The organism is Microbulbifer mixtoriginis (SeqCode) (assembly GCF_052466765.1).
Map to the genome: position 1 here is coordinate 4,728,623 of NZ_CP174289.1, position 22,693 is coordinate 4,751,315.

General features: G+C 50.2%; 19 protein-coding genes. 14 read left to right on the forward strand and 5 right to left on the reverse strand.

The features are described from left to right. The first annotated feature begins 10 nt into the window (after positions 1-10). The 3 genes from crcB to cysG all read left to right on the forward strand — a co-directional run bounded on the left by crcB (position 11) and on the right by cysG (position 3,206). Positions 11-385 carry a fluoride efflux transporter CrcB gene (gene crcB, locus ACJJIV_RS20640; protein ID WP_444884728.1) on the forward strand — a complete coding sequence of 125 codons (375 nt, stop codon included), beginning with the start codon at positions 11-13 and terminating at the stop codon, positions 383-385. Positions 386-440: 55 nt separating this feature from the next. Then, a complete protein-coding gene (serS, locus tag ACJJIV_RS20645; protein WP_444890187.1) occupies positions 441-1,724 on the forward strand; it encodes a serine--tRNA ligase in 1,284 nt (427 codons plus the stop codon). A 90-nt stretch (positions 1,725-1,814) separates the two neighbouring features. Then, entirely contained in the window at positions 1,815-3,206 is a 1,392-nt protein-coding gene (cysG, locus tag ACJJIV_RS20650; protein WP_444890188.1) for a siroheme synthase CysG, read from the forward strand. A gap of 488 nt (positions 3,207-3,694) precedes the next feature. Here cysG and ACJJIV_RS20655 read toward each other — a convergent pair whose 3' ends face one another. Continuing rightward, complete coding sequence (locus tag ACJJIV_RS20655) at positions 3,695-6,052, reverse strand: penicillin acylase family protein (protein WP_444890189.1); 2,358 nt, start codon at positions 6,050-6,052, stop codon at positions 3,695-3,697. 294 nt (positions 6,053-6,346) lie between these two features. Between ACJJIV_RS20655 and ACJJIV_RS20660 the strand changes: the two genes are divergently transcribed. The 4 genes from ACJJIV_RS20660 to ACJJIV_RS20675 all read left to right on the forward strand — a co-directional run bounded on the left by ACJJIV_RS20660 (position 6,347) and on the right by ACJJIV_RS20675 (position 11,828). Continuing rightward, positions 6,347-8,893 (forward strand): TonB-dependent receptor, encoded by a 2,547-nt coding sequence (locus ACJJIV_RS20660; RefSeq protein ID WP_444890190.1) that lies wholly within the window; start codon positions 6,347-6,349, stop codon positions 8,891-8,893. Between the two features lie 188 nt (positions 8,894-9,081). Beyond that, entirely contained in the window at positions 9,082-10,365 is a 1,284-nt protein-coding gene (egtB, locus tag ACJJIV_RS20665) for an ergothioneine biosynthesis protein EgtB (protein WP_444890191.1), read from the forward strand. A gap of 1 nt (position 10,366) precedes the next feature. Continuing rightward, positions 10,367-11,335: an L-histidine N(alpha)-methyltransferase gene (egtD, locus tag ACJJIV_RS20670; RefSeq protein WP_444890192.1), complete on the forward strand. Its 969-nt coding sequence runs from the start codon at positions 10,367-10,369 to the stop codon at positions 11,333-11,335. 22 nt (positions 11,336-11,357) lie between these two features. Continuing rightward, positions 11,358-11,828, forward strand: a complete 471-nt coding sequence (locus ACJJIV_RS20675; RefSeq protein ID WP_252081773.1) for a DUF411 domain-containing protein — start codon at positions 11,358-11,360, stop codon at positions 11,826-11,828. Positions 11,829-11,879: 51 nt separating this feature from the next. On the opposite strand, the gene ACJJIV_RS20680 is transcribed toward ACJJIV_RS20675, so the two are convergent. Next, positions 11,880-13,127 (reverse strand): ArsB/NhaD family transporter, encoded by a 1,248-nt coding sequence (locus tag ACJJIV_RS20680; protein WP_444890193.1) that lies wholly within the window; start codon positions 13,125-13,127, stop codon positions 11,880-11,882. Positions 13,128-13,244: 117 nt separating this feature from the next. Between ACJJIV_RS20680 and ACJJIV_RS20685 the strand changes: the two genes are divergently transcribed. Further along, positions 13,245-14,459, forward strand: a complete 1,215-nt coding sequence (locus tag ACJJIV_RS20685) for an MFS transporter (protein WP_444890194.1) — start codon at positions 13,245-13,247, stop codon at positions 14,457-14,459. Between the two features lie 189 nt (positions 14,460-14,648). Beyond that, a complete protein-coding gene (locus tag ACJJIV_RS20690; RefSeq protein WP_252081770.1) occupies positions 14,649-15,635 on the forward strand; it encodes a hydrolase in 987 nt (328 codons plus the stop codon). Positions 15,636-15,680: 45 nt separating this feature from the next. On the opposite strand, the gene ACJJIV_RS20695 is transcribed toward ACJJIV_RS20690, so the two are convergent. After that, positions 15,681-16,739 (reverse strand): methyltransferase domain-containing protein, encoded by a 1,059-nt coding sequence (locus tag ACJJIV_RS20695; RefSeq protein ID WP_444890195.1) that lies wholly within the window; start codon positions 16,737-16,739, stop codon positions 15,681-15,683. A gap of 248 nt (positions 16,740-16,987) precedes the next feature. Between ACJJIV_RS20695 and ACJJIV_RS20700 the strand changes: the two genes are divergently transcribed. Next, positions 16,988-17,608, forward strand: coding sequence for an RNA polymerase factor sigma-70 (locus ACJJIV_RS20700; protein ID WP_252081768.1), 621 nt, complete (start codon positions 16,988-16,990; stop codon positions 17,606-17,608). 4 nt (positions 17,609-17,612) lie between these two features. Further along, a complete protein-coding gene (locus ACJJIV_RS20705) occupies positions 17,613-17,807 on the forward strand; it encodes a zf-HC2 domain-containing protein (protein ID WP_252081767.1) in 195 nt (64 codons plus the stop codon). Between the two features lie 71 nt (positions 17,808-17,878). On the opposite strand, the gene ACJJIV_RS20710 is transcribed toward ACJJIV_RS20705, so the two are convergent. After that, positions 17,879-18,394, reverse strand: a complete 516-nt coding sequence (locus tag ACJJIV_RS20710; protein WP_252081766.1) for a hypothetical protein — start codon at positions 18,392-18,394, stop codon at positions 17,879-17,881. Next, complete coding sequence (locus tag ACJJIV_RS20715; RefSeq protein WP_252081765.1) at positions 18,391-19,395, reverse strand: DUF2092 domain-containing protein; 1,005 nt, start codon at positions 19,393-19,395, stop codon at positions 18,391-18,393. Before ACJJIV_RS20715 ends, ACJJIV_RS20710 begins: the two co-directional genes overlap by 4 nt. Before the next feature lie 217 nt (positions 19,396-19,612). Here ACJJIV_RS20715 and ACJJIV_RS20720 point away from each other — a divergent pair, with 217 nt between their 5' ends. The 3 genes from ACJJIV_RS20720 (at position 19,613) to ACJJIV_RS20730 (ending at position 22,684) form a co-directional block, all read left to right on the forward strand. Beyond that, positions 19,613-20,008 carry a hypothetical protein gene (locus ACJJIV_RS20720; RefSeq protein ID WP_252081764.1) on the forward strand — a complete coding sequence of 132 codons (396 nt, stop codon included), beginning with the start codon at positions 19,613-19,615 and terminating at the stop codon, positions 20,006-20,008. 76 nt (positions 20,009-20,084) lie between these two features. Continuing rightward, positions 20,085-21,416: a TolC family protein gene (locus ACJJIV_RS20725; protein ID WP_444890196.1), complete on the forward strand. Its 1,332-nt coding sequence runs from the start codon at positions 20,085-20,087 to the stop codon at positions 21,414-21,416. 14 nt (positions 21,417-21,430) lie between these two features. After that, positions 21,431-22,684: an efflux RND transporter periplasmic adaptor subunit gene (locus tag ACJJIV_RS20730; protein ID WP_444890197.1), complete on the forward strand. Its 1,254-nt coding sequence runs from the start codon at positions 21,431-21,433 to the stop codon at positions 22,682-22,684. The last annotated feature ends 9 nt before the right edge of the window (positions 22,685-22,693 follow it).

The window sequence follows — 22,693 nt, forward strand, 5'->3', positions numbered from 1 at the left end:
GTAACAGACCATGCAGTGGCTGGCCATCGCCATAGGTGGTGCCTTGGGGGCAATACTTCGTCACCAGATAAGCGTCTGGAGCTATCCGGTATTCAGTGGGAAGTTCCCGCTGGGTACGTTGATCGTGAATGTGCTTGGATCATTTCTGATTGGCATCGCCTACATTTTGATCACCCATAGAGCAATGCTCGGAGAGGAGTGGCGCCTGCTAATCATGACAGGAATGTTCGGTGCACTGACCACCTTTTCCACTTTCTCCCTAGAAAGCTTGATACTGTGGCACAATGGCCAACCTTTGATGGCTCTTGGCTATATTGTCGGCAGTCTCATTTGCTGTCTGGCGGCCACGGGAGCCGCGGTCGCCCTAGCGACGCGTTATTTTTAACCAATATTTATTTTAATTCTGTTGTAGGAGCCTGATTTCAGGCGAACTGGAAACGATGCTCGATCCCAAACTGATTCGCACGGATATGGACCAAGTGGCCGCGGCCCTGAAAAAACGCGGTGTGGAACTGGATACTGCCAAACTGGAAGCCCTCGAGGAGCGCCGTAAAGAGCTGCAGGTGCGCACCGAGAGTTTGCAAAACGAGCGCAATAGCAAGTCGAAAAATATCGGGCGAGCTAAGGCCTCCGGAGAAGATATTGCTCCGCTGCTCAAAGAAGTCGAGTCCCTCGGGGGCGAGTTACAAAATGCCAAGCTGGCGCTGTCTGAGTTGCAAGAAGAGTTGGATGCGATTCTGTCCGCAATTCCCAACCTGCCGGATGCTTCGGTGCCCGAAGGCGAGAGCGAAGATGACAATGTGGAAGTACGTCGCTGGGGTCAGCCCCGTAGCTTCGATTTTGAGATCAAAGATCATGTAGATCTCGGCTCCCAGCTCGGCGGTCTCGATTTTGAGATGGCGGTAAAACTTACCGGATCGCGCTTTGCTGTGATGTCCGGTGAAGTAGCACGTTTACACCGTGCTCTCGCCCAATTCATGCTCGATACGCACATTGAGGAGCATGGTTATAAAGAAACTAACGTACCGGTGATCGTCAATGGTGACTCCCTGTATGGAACCTCGCAGCTGCCAAAGTTCGAGGAGGATCTGTTTAAGCTGACCGATGAGCGTGGCTTCTATCTGATTCCGACAGCAGAAGTGCCTCTCACTAATATGTATCGCGATCATATTGTCGAGGACAGTAATTCTTTACCGCACAAGCTGGTCGCGCATACAACCTGCTTCCGTTCTGAGGCCGGTTCACACGGCCGCGATACTCGCGGCATGATTCGCCAGCACCAGTTTGAAAAAGTGGAATTGGTGTGGGCGGCGCGCCCGGACCAGTCCGAGGAAGCGCTGGAGACCCTTACCAAAAATGCTGAGGCGATCCTGCAAAAGCTGAACCTGCCTTACCGCACTGTAGTGTTGTGTGGTGGTGATATTGGTTTCGCTGCGCGCAAGACTTACGATATCGAAGTCTGGATTCCCTCTCAGGACAAGTACCGCGAAATCTCTTCCTGCTCCCTGGTGGGTGACTTCCAGGCTCGCCGTATGAAGGCGCGTTGGCGCAACCCGGAAACCGGCAAGCCGGAATTGTTACACACACTGAATGGCTCCGGCTTGGCAGTAGGGCGCACCTTGATTGCAGTGCTGGAAAACTACCAACGCGAGGATGGCAGTATCGAGGTCCCTGAAGCGCTGCGCCCTTATATGCGTGGTCAGGAAGTAATCTCCGCTGCCTGAGCGCAGTGACTTAAAAGGGCGAACGTTATGTTCGCCTTTTTTCTTTTCTGGGTAAAATACTACCCGACTGCTTGTTTGATGGATTAATCAGTGCGTTATCTTCCTCTTGCATTCGATGTAAAAAATCGCCCCAGCTTAATCGTTGGCGGAGGCTCCATTGCCACACGAAAGGCCCGCTTGCTGCAAAAGGCGGGGGCTCGGATTCTGGTGGTATCCCCGGATATCACGGAAGAATTACTCCGGATTGTGGTTGACTCTGATGGAAAGTGGCATCGGGTAACTTATTCTGTTGAGCATTTGGATCTGGCCGACTTGGTGATTGCGGCAACGAGCAGTTCTGAGGTCAATGGCTGTGTATCCAGGGATGCGCAGAGGCGCCGCTTGCCGGTAAATGCAGTGGATGCCCCGGAATTGTGCACTTTTACTTTCCCTGCAATTGTCGAACGTGGCGATCTATCCATCGGGATCAGTAGTGGTGGTGCGGCCCCAGTTCTTGCCCGTCGGATTCGCGCCCAGCTTGAGGCATTGCTTTCCCCTGGGCTCGCATCATTGGTTGATTTCGCTTCGCGTATGCGCTCACAGGTGAAGCAGGCATTGCCGGAGGCGCGGCGTAAGAATTTTTGGGAATGGGTCTTTGCTGGGCCTGTTGCCCGTCGGGTGGAAGCGGGCCAGCTGGCGGATGCAGAGAGGGAATTCTTGGGCGCGTTGCAAGACTGGCAGGGGAGCCCCAACCCGCTTGGAGAAGTTTATTTGGTTGGGGGTGGCCCCGGGGATCCAGATTTATTAACTTTCCGCGCGTTGCGACTGATGCAGCAAGCGGATGTGGTGCTGTACGACCGCCTGGTTTCTCCAGAAGTTATGGACTTGGTCCGAAGAGATGCCGAGCGTATTTATGTCGGCAAAAAAAAGGCATTTCATGCCGTACCCCAGGATGATATCAACCAGTTACTGGTTGATCTGGCCATGCAGGGAAAGAAAGTTCTGCGCCTGAAAGGTGGTGATCCCTTTATTTTTGGGCGAGGTGGAGAGGAGATCGACAAACTGGCCGACGCCTCAATTCCTTTTCAGGTGGTACCGGGAATAACCGCTGCAGCGGGGTGTGCTAGCTATGCGGGGATTCCGCTGACTCATCGAGATCATGCACAGTCGGTACGCTTTATTACGGGCCATCTAAAAGAAGGTAGTCTCGACCTGCCGTGGAAAGAGCTGGCTTCCGGTAGCCAAACCCTGGTTTTTTATATGGGATTAACGGGCCTGCAAACAATATGTACAGAGCTGGTTCAGCATGGCCTACCGACGGCCACGCCAGCGGCGCTGATTGAAAAAGGCACTACCAAGGCACAAAGGGTGATCATCGGTGATCTCAATACGCTTCCCGCTCTTGCCCAAGAAAAGGCTGTGCGGGCGCCTACGCTCACCATTATTGGTGGTGTGGTGGGGTTGCATAAAAAACTCAGCTGGTACCAATCCAGCGAGCGCTAAATGGGCTTTGGCAGGCTAATTACTATTGTGCAGGCCTGAAACTACCTAGGTAAGACCTATACTGAAAAGGTCTTTCCGTCAGGTATTTGTGTCATGCTGCTGACGATAATTTGCTTTTATTGCACTAATTTTGTGAGATTCTTTCTTCCGCAACAGCCCGAGTTTCCACAAATTGGCCTATTAAGTCACGACTCCCGCCGCTATAGATACCAATATCGCCAAAAGAAGGTGTTGGTACGCTGGTTATGGATAGGAGTTTCTCTGGTTATGCTGTGCTTTCCACTTTTACCTTTAGTGGTTGGCCTAGCTTTTTTTACCACCTTCCTGTCATTCGCTATTCTGGATGAGACTGCCTGATATCTGTTTCCAATGGTTAATCTAAAAATCCTGTCATGAGCATTAGCGGCACAGGCTTGTGCCGCAGCGAGTGTGGGTGGGGATAGGCCTGAATAACTTTTTTATCAGTATTCTCAGTAAAGTTACGGCAGTTATTGCAGTCTGAGCTGATAGCGGCTCTCTCCCTCAATAAAAGGGGAGGGGTTTCCCTCGACCCAATCTTCATGGCCTTTGTCAAAAAACGGGGATAACGGGTGACTGCTTTGCCCTGTAGCCATATGAAAAATACCCTGCTCTTCGCGCCCAGGGGAGATAACCATTCGCTCGGAGGCACCATGGGTTGGTGATTGGAAGCGGGGCATGTGGGTGTCTCCTGACAATTGGTCCTTGGGCATGGCGGTAAACCAATCTATGGCCGAGACTGCTCTTGCCAATGGGTGTCGAATGGAAGCCGTGTTTTGTTCCCCCCAGGTTTGCTCTAATAGCGGGAGCCCGCCCGTCGACATCTTATCCAGTACTTGGTTAAGTGCAGATAGCTTCAGGGCTGTCCAGGATTCAAAGTCGGGGTTAAGTAAATGTTGAGGTTCTTCTTGAGCAAGAGTCCAGATCGGATACTCAAATTGGCGTTTTAATTGACCGAAGGAAAAGTTCGGTTGGGTTTTTCGCATAAATGTAAGAATAGGGGCGGTACTAAGCTCCATAAACTTTAAGCGATAGTTGCGCACAATTCGGTATCCAGCCGAATCAGCGCTGGCGCGTCCGCCCCAATCTCGAACGAGTTTATAGGCTTCGTCATAGCCTTCCCGGTCATGTAGAAGTTCTGAGAGGTGTTGCTGCCATCGCTGAAGAAAAATAGCGCGATCATCCAGCTGTATATCTAATAGTGCTTGTTCATCAAATTGTTGGCGGGCAAGTAGGCTGTCGCGAATCTGCTGCTGGCGGGCACCGAGAGCATAGCCATGGTCGCCCATGATCTTAAGCCAGTCGCCGCTCAGGGTGCGGGCATTTGCGCTCCAAAGGCGGTGGTTGTCTGGGTTGTAAATTCGTGGCTGTTCCGCCACAGTAAGGTAGCCGTCCCAATATGTTGTGCCCTCAGCCCAACTTACTGAACGGCTGCCATCAAAGCCTATACGCTTGGGAATGGGTCCAGCGATTGTCCAGCCAATATTGCCTTCTTTATCGCCTACAACAAAATTTTGGTGGGGGATGCCGATGTCCGGGCCCAGCTCTAATGCCTCGCTGGCGGAGGTAATAGATTCCATCCGCAGCAAGTTCATATTGCCACCGGAAATATCGTGGGCAACCCAGCGATAGGCGAGGGGGGTTCCCCGGTGATCTTTACCGATAACAGGTCCCCAGATGGTTTTTTGTATCATTACCGTTTCATCTTCGCCACCTTTTACTTTTATGGTTTCCTGTTCGATAGCGAGATCTCGCCAGCCGTCTGGAGTCAGATACTGGGTGGCATCAGAGTTTAATTCCAGTGGAATAAGGTCACCCCAATCCGCTCCGGTATTGGTAAAGCCCCAGGCAACGGTACCGTTGCTACCTGCTACCACAATTGGGCCTCCAGGCAGGGTCACACCGCGGATACTTCTTTCAGTTCCAGGAATATTCCAGCCGGCACGAAACCAGATATTGGGTACAGCCAGCCCCAGGTGCATGTCGTTTGCGAGTATGGCACTACCATGTTCTGTTAAAGCTCCCCCAACAACCCAATTGTTACTGCCGTAAACTTTGTCATCACTCTGCATGGCTTGATAGGCAATGGGATCGTTTTTATCCAGTAGTGAGGAAATAGGCGTTTCTGGAATACTATCGAGAGATTCCGCTTCGCCAATTAGAGGCGCATCCCAAATGCCTCCGGCGGGAAAGAAGAAAGCATAGAGATCTTGAGGTAACAGATCTGCTAAGGCAGTGTCGCGCCGCTCAAACTTGCCTTCTTCACTTTGCAATGTTAAGTACATGCTAAAGGTTGCCAGCAGGCTGTCTGCTGCGCTCCATGGCCTGGGCTCTTGCCCCAGAAGCAAATACTCCCAGGGAGTGGCGTTCAGCTGCTGTAGGCCAAAGTTCACCCCGCGCACATAGTGGTCGAGAAGTTGGCGCTGGTCTTCAGGCATTGTCGCAATATTCCTCTCTGCCCGCTTGCGAAACTGATGCCTACGGACCTTCTTGTCTTTCTTCAGTACTGCCGAGCCGAGCAATTCGGACAGCTCACCGGCAGAACTTCGGCGCAACAGGTCCATCTGGAAAAAGCGCTCCTGGGCATGCAAAAAGCCCAGGGCAAAAGCGCTGCTATTGCGGTCACTGGACTGAATTGTTATTACACCCTGTTTATCTCGCTGAATAAGTGCGGGTTCCGACAGTTGTCCTGTGACAATATTCCCCTCGAATAATGGCAGGCTCTGTCGCCACCAGACCACGGCTGCGAGAAGGGTGATAGCGATGAAAACCAGAATTGCAATAAGTAAGTGCAATACACGGCTTTTTAAATAAGACGAACGCACCATAGTTTTTCCCGTAGAACGGTTATTGAAATTAATGCTGTTTAAATCGGACCCAATGGGGACCGTAAATATATAAGTTACTAGAGAACACACCTTAGTAACTTTTCGTGACGATAATAGATGGCTATTTTCGCCAATTAACCTGTCTTTTCGCGCAATCCTTCACAAAACTGACCAGTCATAAGAAAAAGGTCATGTCGGGGTTTTAAATCCAAAAAGGCGACCGTAAGATGGCGTGGAATAACAAAAATAAAAAACCAATACATCACGCTGTATAACAATAAATGCGAGGACGCGATGATGCACGATGTTGGTAGCACCGTAAAAAACCGTCAATTTAACCTCTCTATCCTCTCCGGCGCTATTGCCTTCTTTACAGCTGTGAGCGCTAATGTTCAAGCTGCAGAAATTGAAGAAGTTGTGGTTACGGCACAGAAGCGAGCGGAAAACCTGCAGGAAGTGCCTATCGCGATTTCCGCATTTACCGGGGAAAATATAAAAGAGTCGGGTGTCAAAAATCTCACGGATCTGGGCCGGTATACGCCTGGTGTCGAGATGCACAATGACACCGCTTTGCAGCCAACATACAGTATCCGCGGTATTCAAACCAACGATTGGACCGTGGGATCCGATCCGGCCGTTGCTGTTTATGTGGACGGTGTCTACACCGGTCGCGGTGCGGGCGCCGAAATTCCCCTGACGGATATAGAAAGAGTAGAGGTTCTGAAAGGCCCACAAGGTACACTTTTTGGGCGTAATGCTACGGGTGGGGCCATTCATATTATTACCACCAAGCCCCAGGCAGATAATACCGTCGAGCTAAATCTCACCGCTGGTAATTATGGCCGCCAGTCCTCCGATCTGCTTCTCAATCGCCAGCTAACAGATACGCTTTCCGCTCGTTTCTCCGCATCCACTAATCGCCGAGAACCCTTTGCGGATAATTTGGCGGGTGGTTTTTCAGTAGGGGATCAGGATACCCAGACCTACCGGGCATCTGTTCTGTGGGAGCCTGCGGAAGATATTGAGGTGCTGTGGCGGGCAGACTATGGCGTAATGGATCAGGGCAGTGCTTTGCGCACAACTATTGTGCCCAGCCTAAAAGAGGGAACCGATGTATTCGGGGACTACGCTCTGGATACACCAACCATTGAAGATCGAGATTCTTTCGGCACTTCCCTGACCGTTAGCAAAGCGTTCGATAACTTTACCCTTACCTCGATCACGGCCTATCGAAAGTTTGATGCGCACCTGCAGCAGGACGAGGATGGCACAGCCAATCCTGACCATATGTTTGGGTCTGCGAATACAGATGACCAAAGCCAGTTCTCGCAGGAATTCCGCCTCAACGGCGCTACCGACTCGATTAAATGGACTCTGGGAGCCTCATACTCCCAAGAGGAGCTGGACCACACAACTTACGCTTATTTCACTACCGGTTCTGTTGAATCTTTTGCCGTTTACGAAGGTATCAAAGAGAGTTTTCCAGAATTGACCCAAACAGAGCAGGAAGACCTGGCGGTTATGAATCGGCAGTTATTGCAGTCGATGGGACTGGAAGGCGTTGCCAGTGCGACTTTTGTCTATGACTTGATGTTGCAAAGTGGCCAGGTGGATGCGTTACTTCATGCGCTAGGAGCGCCGGTAAGTGGCAGTATGCTCAGGGCGGATCAGGTTGTAGAGCAGATGATGGCAGGCTTCCAGCCTTGGATAGCTTCTGATGCCCCTTGGAATGAGAGTGTGCGCAACACTGGTGATTACCGCTCTACAGCGATCTATGGTGATATGACCTGGAGTATCACCGACAAAATGGATCTGACGGTCGGTGCCCGCTACACCTACGATAAGAAAGATTTCACTATCCAAACCGCCTATGGCAACAGTATCCCGCTGTCATTGTCTGGCGGAGACGTGGATCTCCTAGATGAAAATGGCAATAAAGTCGGCAGCATCACACTGCCAACAGTTGACCTGGGCTCACAGCTTTTTGGCATCGCCTTTTATAACAATGGTCAAACAGAGTTAAATTCCAAGCTGAGTGATAGCTGGAGTGATATTTCCGGCCGCATCGTGCTCGACTATCGCTGGACTGATGAGATGATGACCTTTATCTCCTTGGCGGATGGTTTTAAGGCCGGCGGATTTAACAGCCTTAACTTTGGTCCAGGTGTGGAATCCTCATTTGATCAGGAAGATGTCGTCAATTTGGAAGTGGGGCTCAAGAGTAGCCTGTTTGATAACCGCGTGCGTCTAAATGCGTCTGTATACACCTATGAGTATAAAAACCTTCAGGAGTTGGATCTGGTCGGTTACCCAATCCCCAGCTACAACCTTAGAAATGCTGACGCTGAGGGGACTGGTGCCGAGATAGAAGTGCAGTGGGCCGCTACCGATAGTCTGTTCATTGCCGGTAATTATTCATACTTGGACACTGAATTCACAGACTACCAAATTATTACGGCTATTGGTGAAACCGAGGAAGATTCCAAGGTTGGTCAGGCTAGGGTTTCCACTCCCGAAAGTAAGCTCAACCTGATGGCGGAGTACACAGTGGATTTAGCTTCAGGTGGAGAGTTTGTATTCCGTGGAGATTATAACTGGACGGATGAGCGCATCGGCTCCATCACCGATAGAACCCGCATCGTGGATGATTATCAGTTATTTAATCTGCGTGCTGCTTGGAATAGCGCATCGGATAACTATTCAGTAGCCCTTTGGGTGCAGAACTTAACCGATGAAGAAATAGCTGGAGGCTATGGTGGCACTGGTGCTGCGATCGGGGCGAGCCCGGCATGGCGTTTTATGCCGAGAATGTATGGCGCAGATTTTACTGCACGATTTTAATTCATTATTCATGTCAGCATGACGAGAGTGTGGGCCGGTTATCCGGCCCTTTTTTTTGCATGAGTTTTTCTTAATTGAATAAAGTGGCGTGGATTAGGTCGTGTAGTTCTGCAAGCTCTTAGGAATACGCCTAAAACTGCGTATGATGATTTCAATAGAACTGAATTCTATCGTAGTTGATAATTGATATGACAATATTTGCAGGTGAAGTATCTCTGGAAGAGTTACAGCAGCGGGTTCTTTTAGCTTATCAAAGGGTGCGGGGAGAGACAGAGTGTCTTGCTGCACCTTTATCTGTCGAGGATATGCAGCTGCAGTCGATGCCGGATGCGAGCCCAACCAAGTGGCACCTGGCGCACACCAGTTGGTTTTTTGAAACATTCTTGCTCGCTCCTTATCTCCCCAATTACCAGCTCTTTGACCCGCATTTTCACCATCTTTTTAATTCCTACTACAACAGTTTGGGTACCCCATACTCCAGATCGCAAAGGGGGGCGATCTCCAGGCCTGGAATTGAGCGTATCTACGCCTATCGCCAGTCTGTAGATACAGCAATAGAGCAACTGTTAGATATAGTTCCCATTACTTCAACCATTAGTGCTCTGCTGGATCTTGGCCTCAATCATGAGCAGCAACACCAGGAATTATTGCTGACTGATATCAAGCATGCTCTATCGATGAATCCAATGGCACCTGCTTATAGTGATAATACTCACGAAGAAGAAGCTGAGAGTGTTGCTGCACTTTGCTGGCTGGAAATACCCGGCGGATTCTATGGAATCGGTAGTGATGGGGAGGATTTCTTTTTTGATAATGAAGGGCCTGTACACCAGCAGTTTCTGCCTGACTTTTCAATTGCTTCACGTTTAGTCAGTAACGCTGAATATCTCGAGTTTATTGAGGATGGAGGCTATCAACAGCATCGCCTGTGGTTGTCGGATGGTTGGTCACTGGTGCAAAAGAACGATCAGAAACATCCTTTGTATTGGCGTGAAACGAAGGATGGTTGGCAGCAATATACGTTACATGGGTTACAACCGCTGAATGGTTTTGAACCTGTGCATCACCTTTCGTTTTATGAGGCGGATGCCTTTGCTACCTGGGCCGGTAAAAGACTGCCAACAGAATTTGAGTGGGAGGCAGCAGCTTGTCACTTGCGACAAGTAAATCAGCTTGCCAGTGCCAACTTGTTGGAAAAACGTAATCTGAAGCCCTTGGCGGCTCAAAATGGCCATACCCAGTTCTTGGGGGATCTGTGGGAATGGACTTCTAGTGCTTATTTGCCATACCACGGTTTTAAGGCCCACAAGGATGCAGTTGGCGAGTACAACGGCAAATTCATGTGTAACCAGAAGGTCTTGCGCGGAGGATCCTTCGCAACCCCGTCTGATCATATCAGAATCAGTTACAGGAATTTCTTTTATCCACATCAAGCGTGGCAATTTACCGGTGTCCGATTGGCAGGAGACTAAAGTGAAAGCAGCCGTATCGTCAGTTATTGAGAATCAACTCCAGAATAATGAATTCCTGGGGGATGTTTTGGAGGGGTTAGGGAGAAAAAGAAAGACATTGCCCTGCAAATACTTATACGATGAAGTTGGTTCACGCCTGTTTGAGGAAATCTGCGATTCACAAGATTACTACCTGACCCGAAATGAGGCGGATATATTTACAACCTATCGGGATGAAATTGCTAAAAAATTTGGACCTGAAACACTGCTGATAGAGCCAGGTGCAGGGAATTGTGAGAAGGTAGAAGAGCTTCTTGATGCTATGGATTCCCCCAGGGGCTACTGCCCAATAGATATTTCTCCCGAGATTTTACTGGAGGCAGAAAAACGGATCAAAAAGAGTTTGCCGGAAGTTCAGGTGTGGAGTGAGGTGGGTGATTTTTCCCAATCTGAGGTATGGAATAAGCTTATTCATGTTTCCTCAAGAAAAAAAGTTATCTTTTTTCCGGGGTCCACAATAGGAAATTTTGAGCCATTGGAGGCGGAGCGCCTCTTGAAGTTGTTTGCCTCGAATCTTGGTGCTGGCGATGGCTTATTGATTGGTACAGACCTGGTTAAGGATTCTGTTATTTTAGAGCGAGCCTATAACGATAGTGATCACGTTACTGAGCGGTTTAATCTGAACCTTCTGCAAAGGATCAATGTTGAGCTAGGAGCAAACTTTGATCTTTCTCTATTCGCGCATCGAGCATTTTACCACCCGTTACGTCAGCGAGTGGAAATGCACTTGGTTTGTCTAAAGAACCACAGTATTTCTATAGCGGATACATGCATAGACTTTACTGAAGGGGAAACAATTCATACTGAAAATAGTCACAAGTATTCAATTGCTGGATTCAAGAGTTTATTGGCCCGCAGTGGATTTGAGTCCGTTTGCTTTTGGCAGGACCCTGCTAAGACTTATGTGATTCATTACGCTCAGGCTATTTAAAATTTGAATAAAGAGGTGGCAGTTGAAAAGGGTTTTTTTATTGCTTCTATTTGCTATCGCACTAGTTGGTGGTGCTGTCGCAGAAAGCGGTGATGACGCTGCGGGACTTATTGTTTATAAGCATCCTTTATGTTTTTGCTGTAAAAAATGGATGGCGCACCTAAAGGAAAAGGACTTCACGGCCACCTCTGTTTTTAAAGTGAATATGCAGGAGGTTAAACGTAAATGGGGTATTCCTAGAGGAATGGAAGGCTGTCACACAGCGGTATGGCGCGATCAGTATGTTTTTGAGGGGCATGTTCCGGCTATGTATATCCAGAATTTCCTGGCCTCACCACCAGAGGGTAGTGTGGGGCTAATAGTTTCAGGGATGCCGGTTGGGAGCCCGGGAATGGAAAATGGTGAAAAATTCGAACCTTATAATATCTATCTGTTGCTCCAAAATGGCGATTACCGTTTATACGCGCGTATAGAGAAACCTGAAAAAGCTTAAGCATATCTAAATTGCTTCTTTATGGCTCACTACTGTAGGTTTTGTTGCTGTTTACTGCCAGGATGCAAACCAGAGAATCCAGATATAACTTATCAGCACGCTTATAAAACTGACTGGCAGCATCAGATAAAAGAATTGCCAGAAATTAAAGGGCTTTACCCCGAACTTCTCCGCCTGCTGTAGCACGATAACATTACTGGCCGCGCTAATAATAAACAGGTTGCCGGCAACTGTTGATATGGCGGAAAGCATCATTAAGGTTTGAGGGTCTCGTTGATGCAAAAGGTTAAGGTAGATCTCTACTACTGGTACATTGGAGAATAGCTGGCTTGCAAAGAAGCTGACAAAAGCTACGGTCTCTGGTTCTGCTAAATCAATATTGCCCATTTTCAGGAAGTGCTGGAGAGAGCCAGATTGTAGCAGTGAACCGGTTACTACAAACATAGAAACAAAGAAGAAAAGAGTGGGCCAGTCTACCTCTCTTAATATCCTTCTGCGCTCATGGCTGGCCAAATATATCGGCAAACAAGCGGCTAGCCCGATTTGCCCAATACTTGGGTGATATATGCCATCCACGTTGTGTAGGATACTGGCAAGGACAATAAAGATTAATAATAGGGCTGCAGATAAAAGTGCCGGCCACTTTTGCGTAACCCTTTCTGACTCCCTGTACTCTTTACTAGCTTCGTAATTGATTATATCGCTGGTTTTGAAAAAACGTTTCAGCCATAGCATGGACAGAAACATAGTGACGATAGCGGGTACAAGAGTCCACTGGGCAAAAACGACAAACATATTGTCGAAGTTCCCTGCGTTGGCAATCAGTATGTTTTGGGGATTGCCTACGGGGGATACCATGCTGCCAATTGTGACTGTTGCACAGAGTGTAATCAGGAGTGGAATCAGTCCCCATTTCATATTCCGCGCAAGTACAATTGCAATGGGTACACCGATTACAGCAGCGGCATCATTGGTAAGAAGGGCTGCACAAATTGCCATTACGAGGATATAACTTGTTAATACAAGACTTGGATGCTTGATTGAAAGAATCCGGTGGCTGATTTGTGCGGATATCCCTGTGTCGTACAGGGCTGAGGCAATAGAGAAGACCGAGAATAAATATAATATCAGATCCCAATCTATGGCCCAGAAAGCCTCTCTAAAGGTAATTTGACGCATGAGCAGTAAAGCGATCGCACCAAGGGTCATAATATGCCAGATGCGAATCGAGGAGGGGAGCCACTGCCGGGCAGCAATCATTAAGAAGATGATCGCCGATACTATCAGGCTAAGGGACATTGGTGCAGCCTCGGATGTCGTCTCTGCTTACTGCTACTCTGAAAATCATTCTCCACTTCTTTTATTTGGTGTCAGGGCATCCACCTGGGCTGATAAATCCCACGAGAAGACTTATTTATGAGTTTAAACAAGCCTCTTCTTTTTACGAACTTCTTCGCGGGAGATGTGGTTGCAGGTTTAGGCCCCTACTTGGCGATATACCTGTTGTCAGCTATGCACTGGAAGCCAGGGGAAATTGGCATCGTTTTAGCTATTGGTGGTATCACCACGGTTTTATTGCAAACGCCCGCTGGGGCTTTTATTGATAGCACCCGCTTAAAGCGCATGCTAATAGCAACTTGCGGTATCATTATTGCGATTGTCTCTATCGCTATTGTCGCACTGGCTAATCACAAACCTGTCATTTATGGCTCCCAGGTGTTAATGGGGGCGGCTATTGCTTTCGTGGCTCCCTCTATTGCTGCCATTACTCTGGGAGTTTGTAGTGATAAGACTTTTACATTACAGACCAGTGCTAACCAGGCGGCCAATCATGCGGGCAATGTATTTGCTGCGGCGATTGCAGGAATTGTAGCGCTGACGATTGCTGCGGAGGGGGTTTTCTGGTTGATGGCCGTTATGGGCGTATTAATGGCTATCTCAGTTGGCTTTATTCCTGCCCATTCAATTGATCATATTCGAGCTCGGGGAGGTGAACGGCGTGATGCTTCGGGAAAAAGGGAGCCCGCCGGTTTTTCTGTATTGCTTACCGATAAACGCCTAATCGCTTTGGCTGTGAGTGTCTTTCTATTCCATTTTGGCAATGCGGCTATGTTGCCTCTGGTCAGCCAAAAGCTGTCACTCAATTCGAATGTGAACCAGGCTATTGCTTTTACCTCTGCCTGCATAATTGCTGCGCAATTCTGGATGATGTTGATGTCACTATTGTGTGCGGCCAAAGCCGATGCCTGGGGACGTAAAGTAATCTTTATGATCGGTTTTTGTATTAACCCTATTCGCGCGCTCTTGTTTATGTCTACAGATAACCCTTTCTTTTTGGTGGCTATACAGTCGTTGGACGGTGTGGCCAACGGCATCTTTGGGGTGATCATCATTCTGATGTGCGCCGATCTTACTAAGGGTACAGGACGCTTCAATATTACTCAGGGAGCCATGGCTGCTTTGGTGGGTATTGGTTCTGCCTGCAGTAATTTCTCGGCAGAATATGTTGTTCAGTACTTCGGGTATAACGCCGCGTTCTTATCGCTGGCGGGAATTGCCACTATTGCCGCAACCTTCTTTCTGATCTTCGTGCCTGAAACCATGTCCAAAGCTAGGGTTCAGCCGCAGTAATAACACACGATACCCGTCGCCTATCCCAACATATGTCCTCACAGGTTATATACTGATGATATTCGCGCAATACTTTCGAGGGACAGCTACCCCTCATGCTTCGCGAAGCCAGCTCTGCTTGGTCGCTATCTAGAAGTGCCTAAATTGAGCAGAGAAGGGCAGGTAAATAGCAATAGCGGAACCCGGTATATGACTGATCAGTTTATCCCCGCCACAGGCCTTGGAAACTGTCATATTCAAACCGTCTTTGGCCGTGTGCATCGCCCAGTTCCATGGATAGAAACCCAGTGCCGTTGGTATGAAACGCCGGACGGAGATTGTCTCGCACTACTCACTCCTCGCCCTTTGGTTGATGACCCTGAACTCCCATTAGTCTTGATTCTCCATGGTCTAGGTGGCTCGGTGGCTTCTCCCTATGTCCAGGGTATGATGGAATCCTTACTCGCACGCCGCTACCAGGTTGCTGTCATGCACTTCCGCGGTTGTGGGGGTGTGCCAAACAGGTTGCCCCGGGCATACCACAGCGGAGATAGTGAGGATCCACGTTGGTTGGTAGAACAGCTGAGGGGGGAGTTACCCCTGACCCCAATTACGGTGGTGGGTTACTCGTTGGGTGGCAATGTACTGCTTAAGATGCTGGGGGAGGATGGAACCTGCAGCCCGGTGGCTGCGGCGGTGGCGATATCTTCTCCAATGGATCTCCATGCGTGTAGTCGCAAGATTAATACTGGCCTTTCCAGACTTTACCAGCGCCATCTTTTGAGTTGCCTGCGCCTCACTCTCAAACAAAAGGCGCAAGACCCTTGTATGGCGGCAGCTCTGCCAAATGTGGATGATGCTACGGTCTTTGCCAACTTCCGGCGCTTTGACAACACTTTTACCGCGCCCTTGCATGGGTTCCGGGATGTTGATGACTATTACACCAAGGCATCTAGCAAGCATCTTTTACGGGAAATTGGGGTGCCAACGATGATCGTAAATTCTGTGGATGATCCCTTCGTTTGTCCATCGGCTATTCCCGAGAAGAGAGAAGTGAGCTCCATGGTGCAGTTAGAAGTCACTTTACAGGGGGGGCATGTGGGGTTTGTTGGGGGTTCTGTGTGGCGGCCGAATTATTGGCTCGAACATAGAGTCCCTAAATTTCTCGACTGTGTTATTCGGCGGAATAGAGCCTGAATACTCGGCGTCGCTGTTGCGACGCTGAGTAGTTGGGTCAGACGGTTAGCAACACTGGCTACCAGTGTTGCTACTGCTTATTGAAGGGTTAGTAGCCCCCTCAGAGAAAGGCATCTCTCGACCGCAACCGGGAAATAAACCGAAGTGCTGGGAGAAGTCACCGATAAAGTCAAAGTGGGGAGCTAAGCGCGTTTCTGCCAGCATTTTCCACGTATTACCGCAGACAGAAAACACACGCCCCTTCTCAATCCGGTGGTGCCCATCCAGTACAAATTCAGTCGGTTGTTCTGGAATGCTCCCCTTATAAACCACAGCCTGGCCGTAGTCTTCACAGTCCTTTTCCAAGCCTGCCAGTTTGAAAAGACGGTAGCTGGCGGAGTAAAAGCGAACACTGCCACAGCGGGCAAGCAAAAGCGCATTGGTCACTTCCAGTGGGCGACTTTCCACCAGGCGGCTGTCGCGGAAGCCGCTGGCCTGGGCCAGTTCGAGGAAATCGTTCCAGTAGAGAGCGCCACCCAGGCACTCGCCGATGAGTTCCGGATCTGTGCGCAGGGTGTCAGGGACACGCCTATCGGCATACACATCGGAAAAGTAAAACTCCCCACCTTCCTTTAATAATTGATATAGGCCTCGTAACACGGCCCCTTTGTCGGTAGAGAGGTTCACGACACAATTGGAGACAATAACATCGAAACTACCCGGTTCCAGGCCGAGTTCATCCAGTTTTTCGATATAACCATGCAGAAAGGTGACGTTGTCATAGCCAAACTTTTCCGCGTGATAATCCTGGTGCTGGCGGGCAACTTGTAGTTGTTCATCGGTCATGTCGATACCGACCACTTCACCGCTTGCTCCCACGAGTTGGGAGAGGAGGTAGACATCGCGACCTGAACCACAGCCAAGATCGAGAACCCTGCAGCCTTCTAAAAGCGGGGGGCAAACGAGCCCGCAACCGTAATAGCGGGATAGGACTTCTGGATGTATATTGGCTAGTAGCGGCTTCAGCCAACTTGGCACCGCACTGGCATCGCAGCAGGCATCAGTTTTGAGATCTGATGTGCTTTTTAGCTGGCGTCCGTAGTAGTCCTGAACAATATCATGCATGGAGCATACCTTTCGCAGAGTGATTTTCCTTTCGGGCGCTGGGCGCCATTCGTGGGTTATTTTTTACCTGTCCTTTCTTTTTGTAACAAGTCCCGCTGCTTCACGACTAATAACTTTGTGATTGTGTTGTTAGTACCGGCAGAGGGAATTAAGTTGCCTTTTGGTGTCAGGGTGAGCTGGCTGTTAGATAATTCTCGCTTTTTAGTTAATATCGCCGGTCTCCGCTTCGATTTTATGAGGGAACGTAGTTGAGCGATTACCTTGCCCCTGATGCTTCGCCTGAACCAAGAGTTGAGGAATCCTTGCAGAACCCCCAGTTTCTGGTGGATCTGCGCCAGCAGATGCTTCGTTTTGCCAGCTTGCAGTTGCAGGATGCCCAATTGGCCGAAGATGCTGTGCAAGAGGCCCTTATGGGAGCCCTGAAAAACTCCCGCAGCTTTACCGGGCGATCGGCCCTGAAAACCTGGGTGTTTGCCATCTTGAAGAACAAGATTGCCGACATTTTGCGACAACGGCAGCGCTTTGTTGATGCAGACCAGCTGGTGCGTGGGGATCGCGAGGAGCACGATCACGACGAGTTATTTGATCAAACCGGCCACTGGAGAAAGGATGAGCGACCAAAGAAATGGGCAGACCCCGAGTCGGCCATTCACGACAAGCATTTTTGGCGAATCTTCGATGCATGCCTCAATCATCTGCCTTCCCGTCAGGCGCAAATATTTATGATGCGAGAATTCATTGAGCTGGAGAGCCACGAGATCTGTGCCGCAGCAGAGATTTCGGTGAGCAACTTAAATGTGACACTGCACCGGGCGCGCCTGCGATTACGTGAATGCCTGGAAGATAACTGGTTTGGCGTGGAGGGCTGAGTCAATGAAATCGTGCCGGGAAGCTACGCGGTTGATGTCGGAGTCCCAGGAGCGCAGGCTGCAGTTGCGGGAGCAGGCCAGCCTTAAGCTGCATTTGGCAATGTGCGCCCCATGTAGGAACTTTGGCAAACAGCTCAGCATCCTCCGTGGTATCAGTAAATCCTATGCCGAGGGTGGGCCGGAAAGAACAGAGGACTAACTTTCCTATAAGTCTCCCAGCGCCATAAACCCAATAGAGAGTTTCAGTTAGGCGCTGGGAAGAATTTCAAGCTATCGCCGCGGCCGCCGTGGTGCTCCTACATGCCGATAGGCGATATGCCCTGCCACGAAATGGGGTTGATACCAATAAGACCCACATCGCTCATAGGTCACATTACCGACCGTCACACTGACACAGCTGGGAGGTAGTGTGTAGAGCCAGCCACCAACACCCACAGCAGTAACCCCCCAATATCTAGGGCCGGGATAGGGCCAGTGTCGAGGGCGCCAGGGTGGAGGGTAAGGAGGGTGACGGTGGTGCCCCGGGCGAATGGGGTGGAATGGTGGATGGTTTGGAAACCTGCGCTCAAAGTCCCCCCGTGCAAATTCGCCGTGGAAGCCTCCTCCGGGTCCTGGGCGAACCGCATTGAAGTGTCCACCCACATTAAAATGCGCGCCGCGTCCACCAAAATGCTCGCGCGCCTCCACCTGAGAGCTGAACACTGCGGCGAGCAGAGTTCCGGAGAGTAATAGTGGTGCCGCCCATAGTGACAAGGCTCGCGACTTACGATGCTTAGCATGGATCATTGTGGCGCCTCCTGCTTGTTTGGCTCAGCCTTTTTAAACGGGATTTGTTTGTGCTTCCCGGTAGCTGGAGTGAACTCTTTTGCCGCTTCTGGTTTGGCCTTCATCCATTTAAGTGTCGCGATAAAGCGCGGCTTGGCTGGATCGCGGGTATTAACGGTGGATATCCGAAGTGGTAGGGGCTTATCGCCAACCTGGATCCAGATCTCCCAGTCCAGGTTTTCCGAACGGAAAGCCCAGTGCTTGGTACGTTGCCCGTTAACTTTGGGAGAGTTAACCAGAAAGCCCTCCTTGATCCCTGCCCAGGCGTCCGGTTTGCGCCCCCATTCCAGAAGGTCTGCAAAAGGTACTTCAATGCCGTATTCCTTTGCTGCCTTGGAGAGTACTTGGGAGGTGGGTTGAGAGGCCTCCATTTCGGCAAAATAACCATTGCGCGGGGCAATCATGGTGAACTTGCCACCATTGTGAATAAAGTTCCGAGTAATTGAATCAGTAGTCATATCCACGCGCAGTTTATCTGGTGGCATTGCCATGTATCTGACTTTGCCCCCGATCAATAACTTTTGCTCATTCTCAAGTACTACATCGGCAAAAATTCTGGCTTTGAACATCAGCATCTTCATGCTCGCCAGGTATTTTCCCATTGCCTTCAGTGCCTCCATGGCTTTGGGATCAATAGCTTCACCATTTTGGTCAACTCCCGCCAGGGACTGAGAGCTTTGCCCTTGTCCAGATGAGGTATCTGGTGGTGAAGAGGGTTGACCTTGACCGGTTGTGCCCCCCGGTGGCGCAGGGGGTTGGCCCTGACCGGTAGTATTGTCATTAGGAGCTGGGGGTTGGCCCTGCGGTGGATTGTTTGAGACCCCCTGCTGGTCCTGGGTCGGCGGACTACCTGGCTGAGGCGGTGGGGGAGTGGGCTGTGCAACTACGGCCGGAATTAAGGCTATTGACACAGCAAGAAGCATTGCTCTGGTGTGGCAGCCAAGTGGATGAGGGGCAAGCATATACAGATACCTCCCGGTACAAACTCAAGTTAATGGCATCAAAATCAGTGTAGAGGAGTTGAGGGTGACCAAATGGACAGGGGGCTCACTTTGCTGACTAGGGCTTCTATTTCTCAAAGCCGTTGGCGGTGCGCAAATTCTGAGAGGGTTTTCTGTTTGAGCTATCCTGACATGTTTGCTAGAGTCCTGCATAAGATTTTGTGGTCCCCCTGTTCATATGAACCTAGTTAGGCTGTCTTTTTTATTGATCGCACTGCTGGTCTTCCAGACCGCAGGGGCTTTCTATGACAGTCATGAAGAACTGCAGGATGTAACCGGGCATCTACTTCCCCACCATCTGGACCAATCTGATCTCAATAGTGAATTCACTTCGCCGGAACTTGGCGAGGTGGTTCAAGTTTCGCTCCCTGTCGATGAGCCCGCGCAACAGTCACCACTTCTCGACTTTTGTAATCACTGTTGCCACTGCCATGGCAGTACCGTTGCCGGACTGCTCGGACAGTCATTCCAACCCTTTCTCTGGGGTACCATTTCTTATCGTGAAGTGATTAATATCGCGGTACCCAGCGGTTACTTCTCTCCCTTACTGCGCCCACCTATAACCCAAGTCTGATTGATCTATTACTGCGTGAGTTAAGAGAGTCGCAAGACCCAGCTCACGTATATGGGATGTGATTTGGGAGATATCCATGGATTTGTTTCACACGCTCATTGCGAGTGTGATTCGTCGCCTTGCCGCCTGGCTATTGGCGATGGCGATATTGTGGTTGCCTGTGCAACCTGTATTTGCACAAGAGGGGGGCTTGCTAACACTACCGGATGCGATAGGGCTTACGCTTGCGCAGAATCCGGAGCTTGCAGTTTTTCCATTACAGAAAAGGGGTTTGGATGGTGCCGGGCAGACTGCGGCACTAAAGCCGGAGATGGAGCTGGGTGTTGAGGCCGAGTACAAGCACTTCAATGAAGGTGACTCGGACAATACTCCAGATCCAGAGGACGATGCCGACAATGAGTTTGAGCTGACGGTAACTCTTTCTTCAGTCGTGGAGCTGGGCAATAAACGCCAGGCTCGTATAGATGTTGTCAATGCGCAGCGCGACCTGCTAATCGCCGATGAACAGGCTAAGGCTTTGGATCTGTTGGCGGAAGTGATCCGTCGCTATACCCAGGTCTTGGCCGCCCAAGAGCTGGTGGTTTTGGCGGAAGAGAAAGTCGCGCTGGCACGTGAGGCTTTGAGCGCTGTAAGCGCGCGGGTCAGTGCTGCGGCCAGCCCCGTCTCAGAGCGTATGCGTGCGGAGTCTTCTCTGGCAAAAGCGATCCTCGCACAACAGACCGATCAGAGCATGCTGGTGTACTACAAGCATGCGCTCTCGGCACTCTGGGGGCAGCCAGCCCAAAATTATCGCGTGGACTCCGCTGAGCTTTATCGCTTTGATCCGGGTGCAAGTTTTGAGGCGCTTTATGAAAGAGCCCAGGCAAACCCTGCGATAGCACGATTTGCCTCTGAAGAGCGTTTGCAAGCCTCCCGGCTACGCCTGACCCAGGCGAATTCCAGACCGGATGTTGGGTGGTATGCAGGTCTTCGTGTGAATCCGGCAGTTAATGAAACTGCAGTCCAAGCGGGTTTCAGCGTCCCCCTATTTACCGCCAAACGTAATCGCGGTGCTGAACTAACGGCAATGACAGAGCTGGATGAAGTCATGCTGCGTCGTGAGGCAGCACTTTTGCAGCTCTACCCACAGCTTTTTCTCGCAGTGACCAGCCGCGAACAGGCCCTGGGTACTGTCTCCACCTTGCAAGACTCTGTAATCCCTAAGCTACGCCAGGCTTTGACTGAAGTGGATCGCGCTTACCGCAGGGGTAGGGATTCCTATGTAGACCTGATTTCTGCCAGGGATGAATTGTTGAGTGCTGAGCGAGCCCGCATTGAAGCGGCGAGATCCGTACTTCTTTTCGGCGCGGAAATTGAACAGCTGACCGCCGGACCCTTGGGGCCCATGAGCGTCGATAGCAGTAAATAATTTTGGATTGAAATATGAGTGAGTCAACTAAAGCGAATCAGCTGGCGATACTGTTCCTTTCCCTGTTTCTCTTGGGGAATTGGTTGGTGCCCCAAAGCTATGCAAGTGGTGATCATAGTGATAGCCATGGTGAACACGGAGAGCATGAGGTAGAAAAAGGCCCAAATGGAGGCCGTTTATTGGAAAAGGGTGATCTGTCAGTTGAACTGCTTATTTATGAACGAGGCATTCAGCCGGAATTTCGCGCTTGGATTTCTCGGGGAGATAAGCCTCAGGAAAATGCTCGCCTTACCGTAGAGTTAAAGAGACTCGGTGGGAAAGTGGATCGCATCCCATTTACCTGGGAGCAACGCAACGGGTATTACCGTGGTGAAGGTGCTGTAGGGGAGCCGCATTCTTTCGATGTTACTGTTTCTGCTCTTCATAACGGGGAGCGAGCAGAATGGAGTTACGAATCCCATGAAGGCCGTGTTCAAATCTCTGAGGAAATGGCGATAAAAGCCGGTATTCAAACTGCTGTTGCTGGCTCCGGAACAATAAAAGAGAGTGTCACTCTATACGGTAAAACAGCCGTTGATCACCGCAGCCTTAGCCATGTGCGCGCACGCTACCCGGGAACTCTGGTCACTATCGAAAAAGCACTGGGTGATTTGGTAGAAAAAGGGGAAAAACTCGCTACGATTGAATCCAATGACAGCCTGCAAACTTACCCGCTGGTTGCGCCTATTAGCGGCCAGATAATCGATAAACAAGCCAGCCGTGGTGAGTTTAGTGGTGAACGAGTCCTGTTTACTATCGCCAATTACAATCAATTGTGGGCTGAGCTACAGGTATTTCCCACTCGCCGTGGTCAGATCAGTCGCGGCCAAAAAGTGTCCATTACAGCTGGAGAGAGAACTTTCGATTCAACCATTGCTAGCCTCGCTCCCGGCGGTAATGGCCAACCCTTCGCGATTGCAAGAGCGGTAATTGAGAATCCTAACGATCTTTGGACAACCGATTTAATGGTTCAGGGCCAAGTGGTAACCAGTGAAAGTCCTGTACCTCTCGTGGTGGAAAATCGGGCTCTGCAGCCATTTCGCAATTGGACAGTGGTATTTGTCAAGGTGGGCGAAGCCTACGAAATTCGCCCGCTCAAGCTTGGGCGTACCGATGGCAAAGTGACGGAAGTGCTGAGTGGTCTCAATGCGGGGGATCGCTATGTCACTGAGAACAGCTATCTGATCAAAGCGGATGTCGAAAAATCCGGCGCTGCACATAACCACTAATTGAGGCCA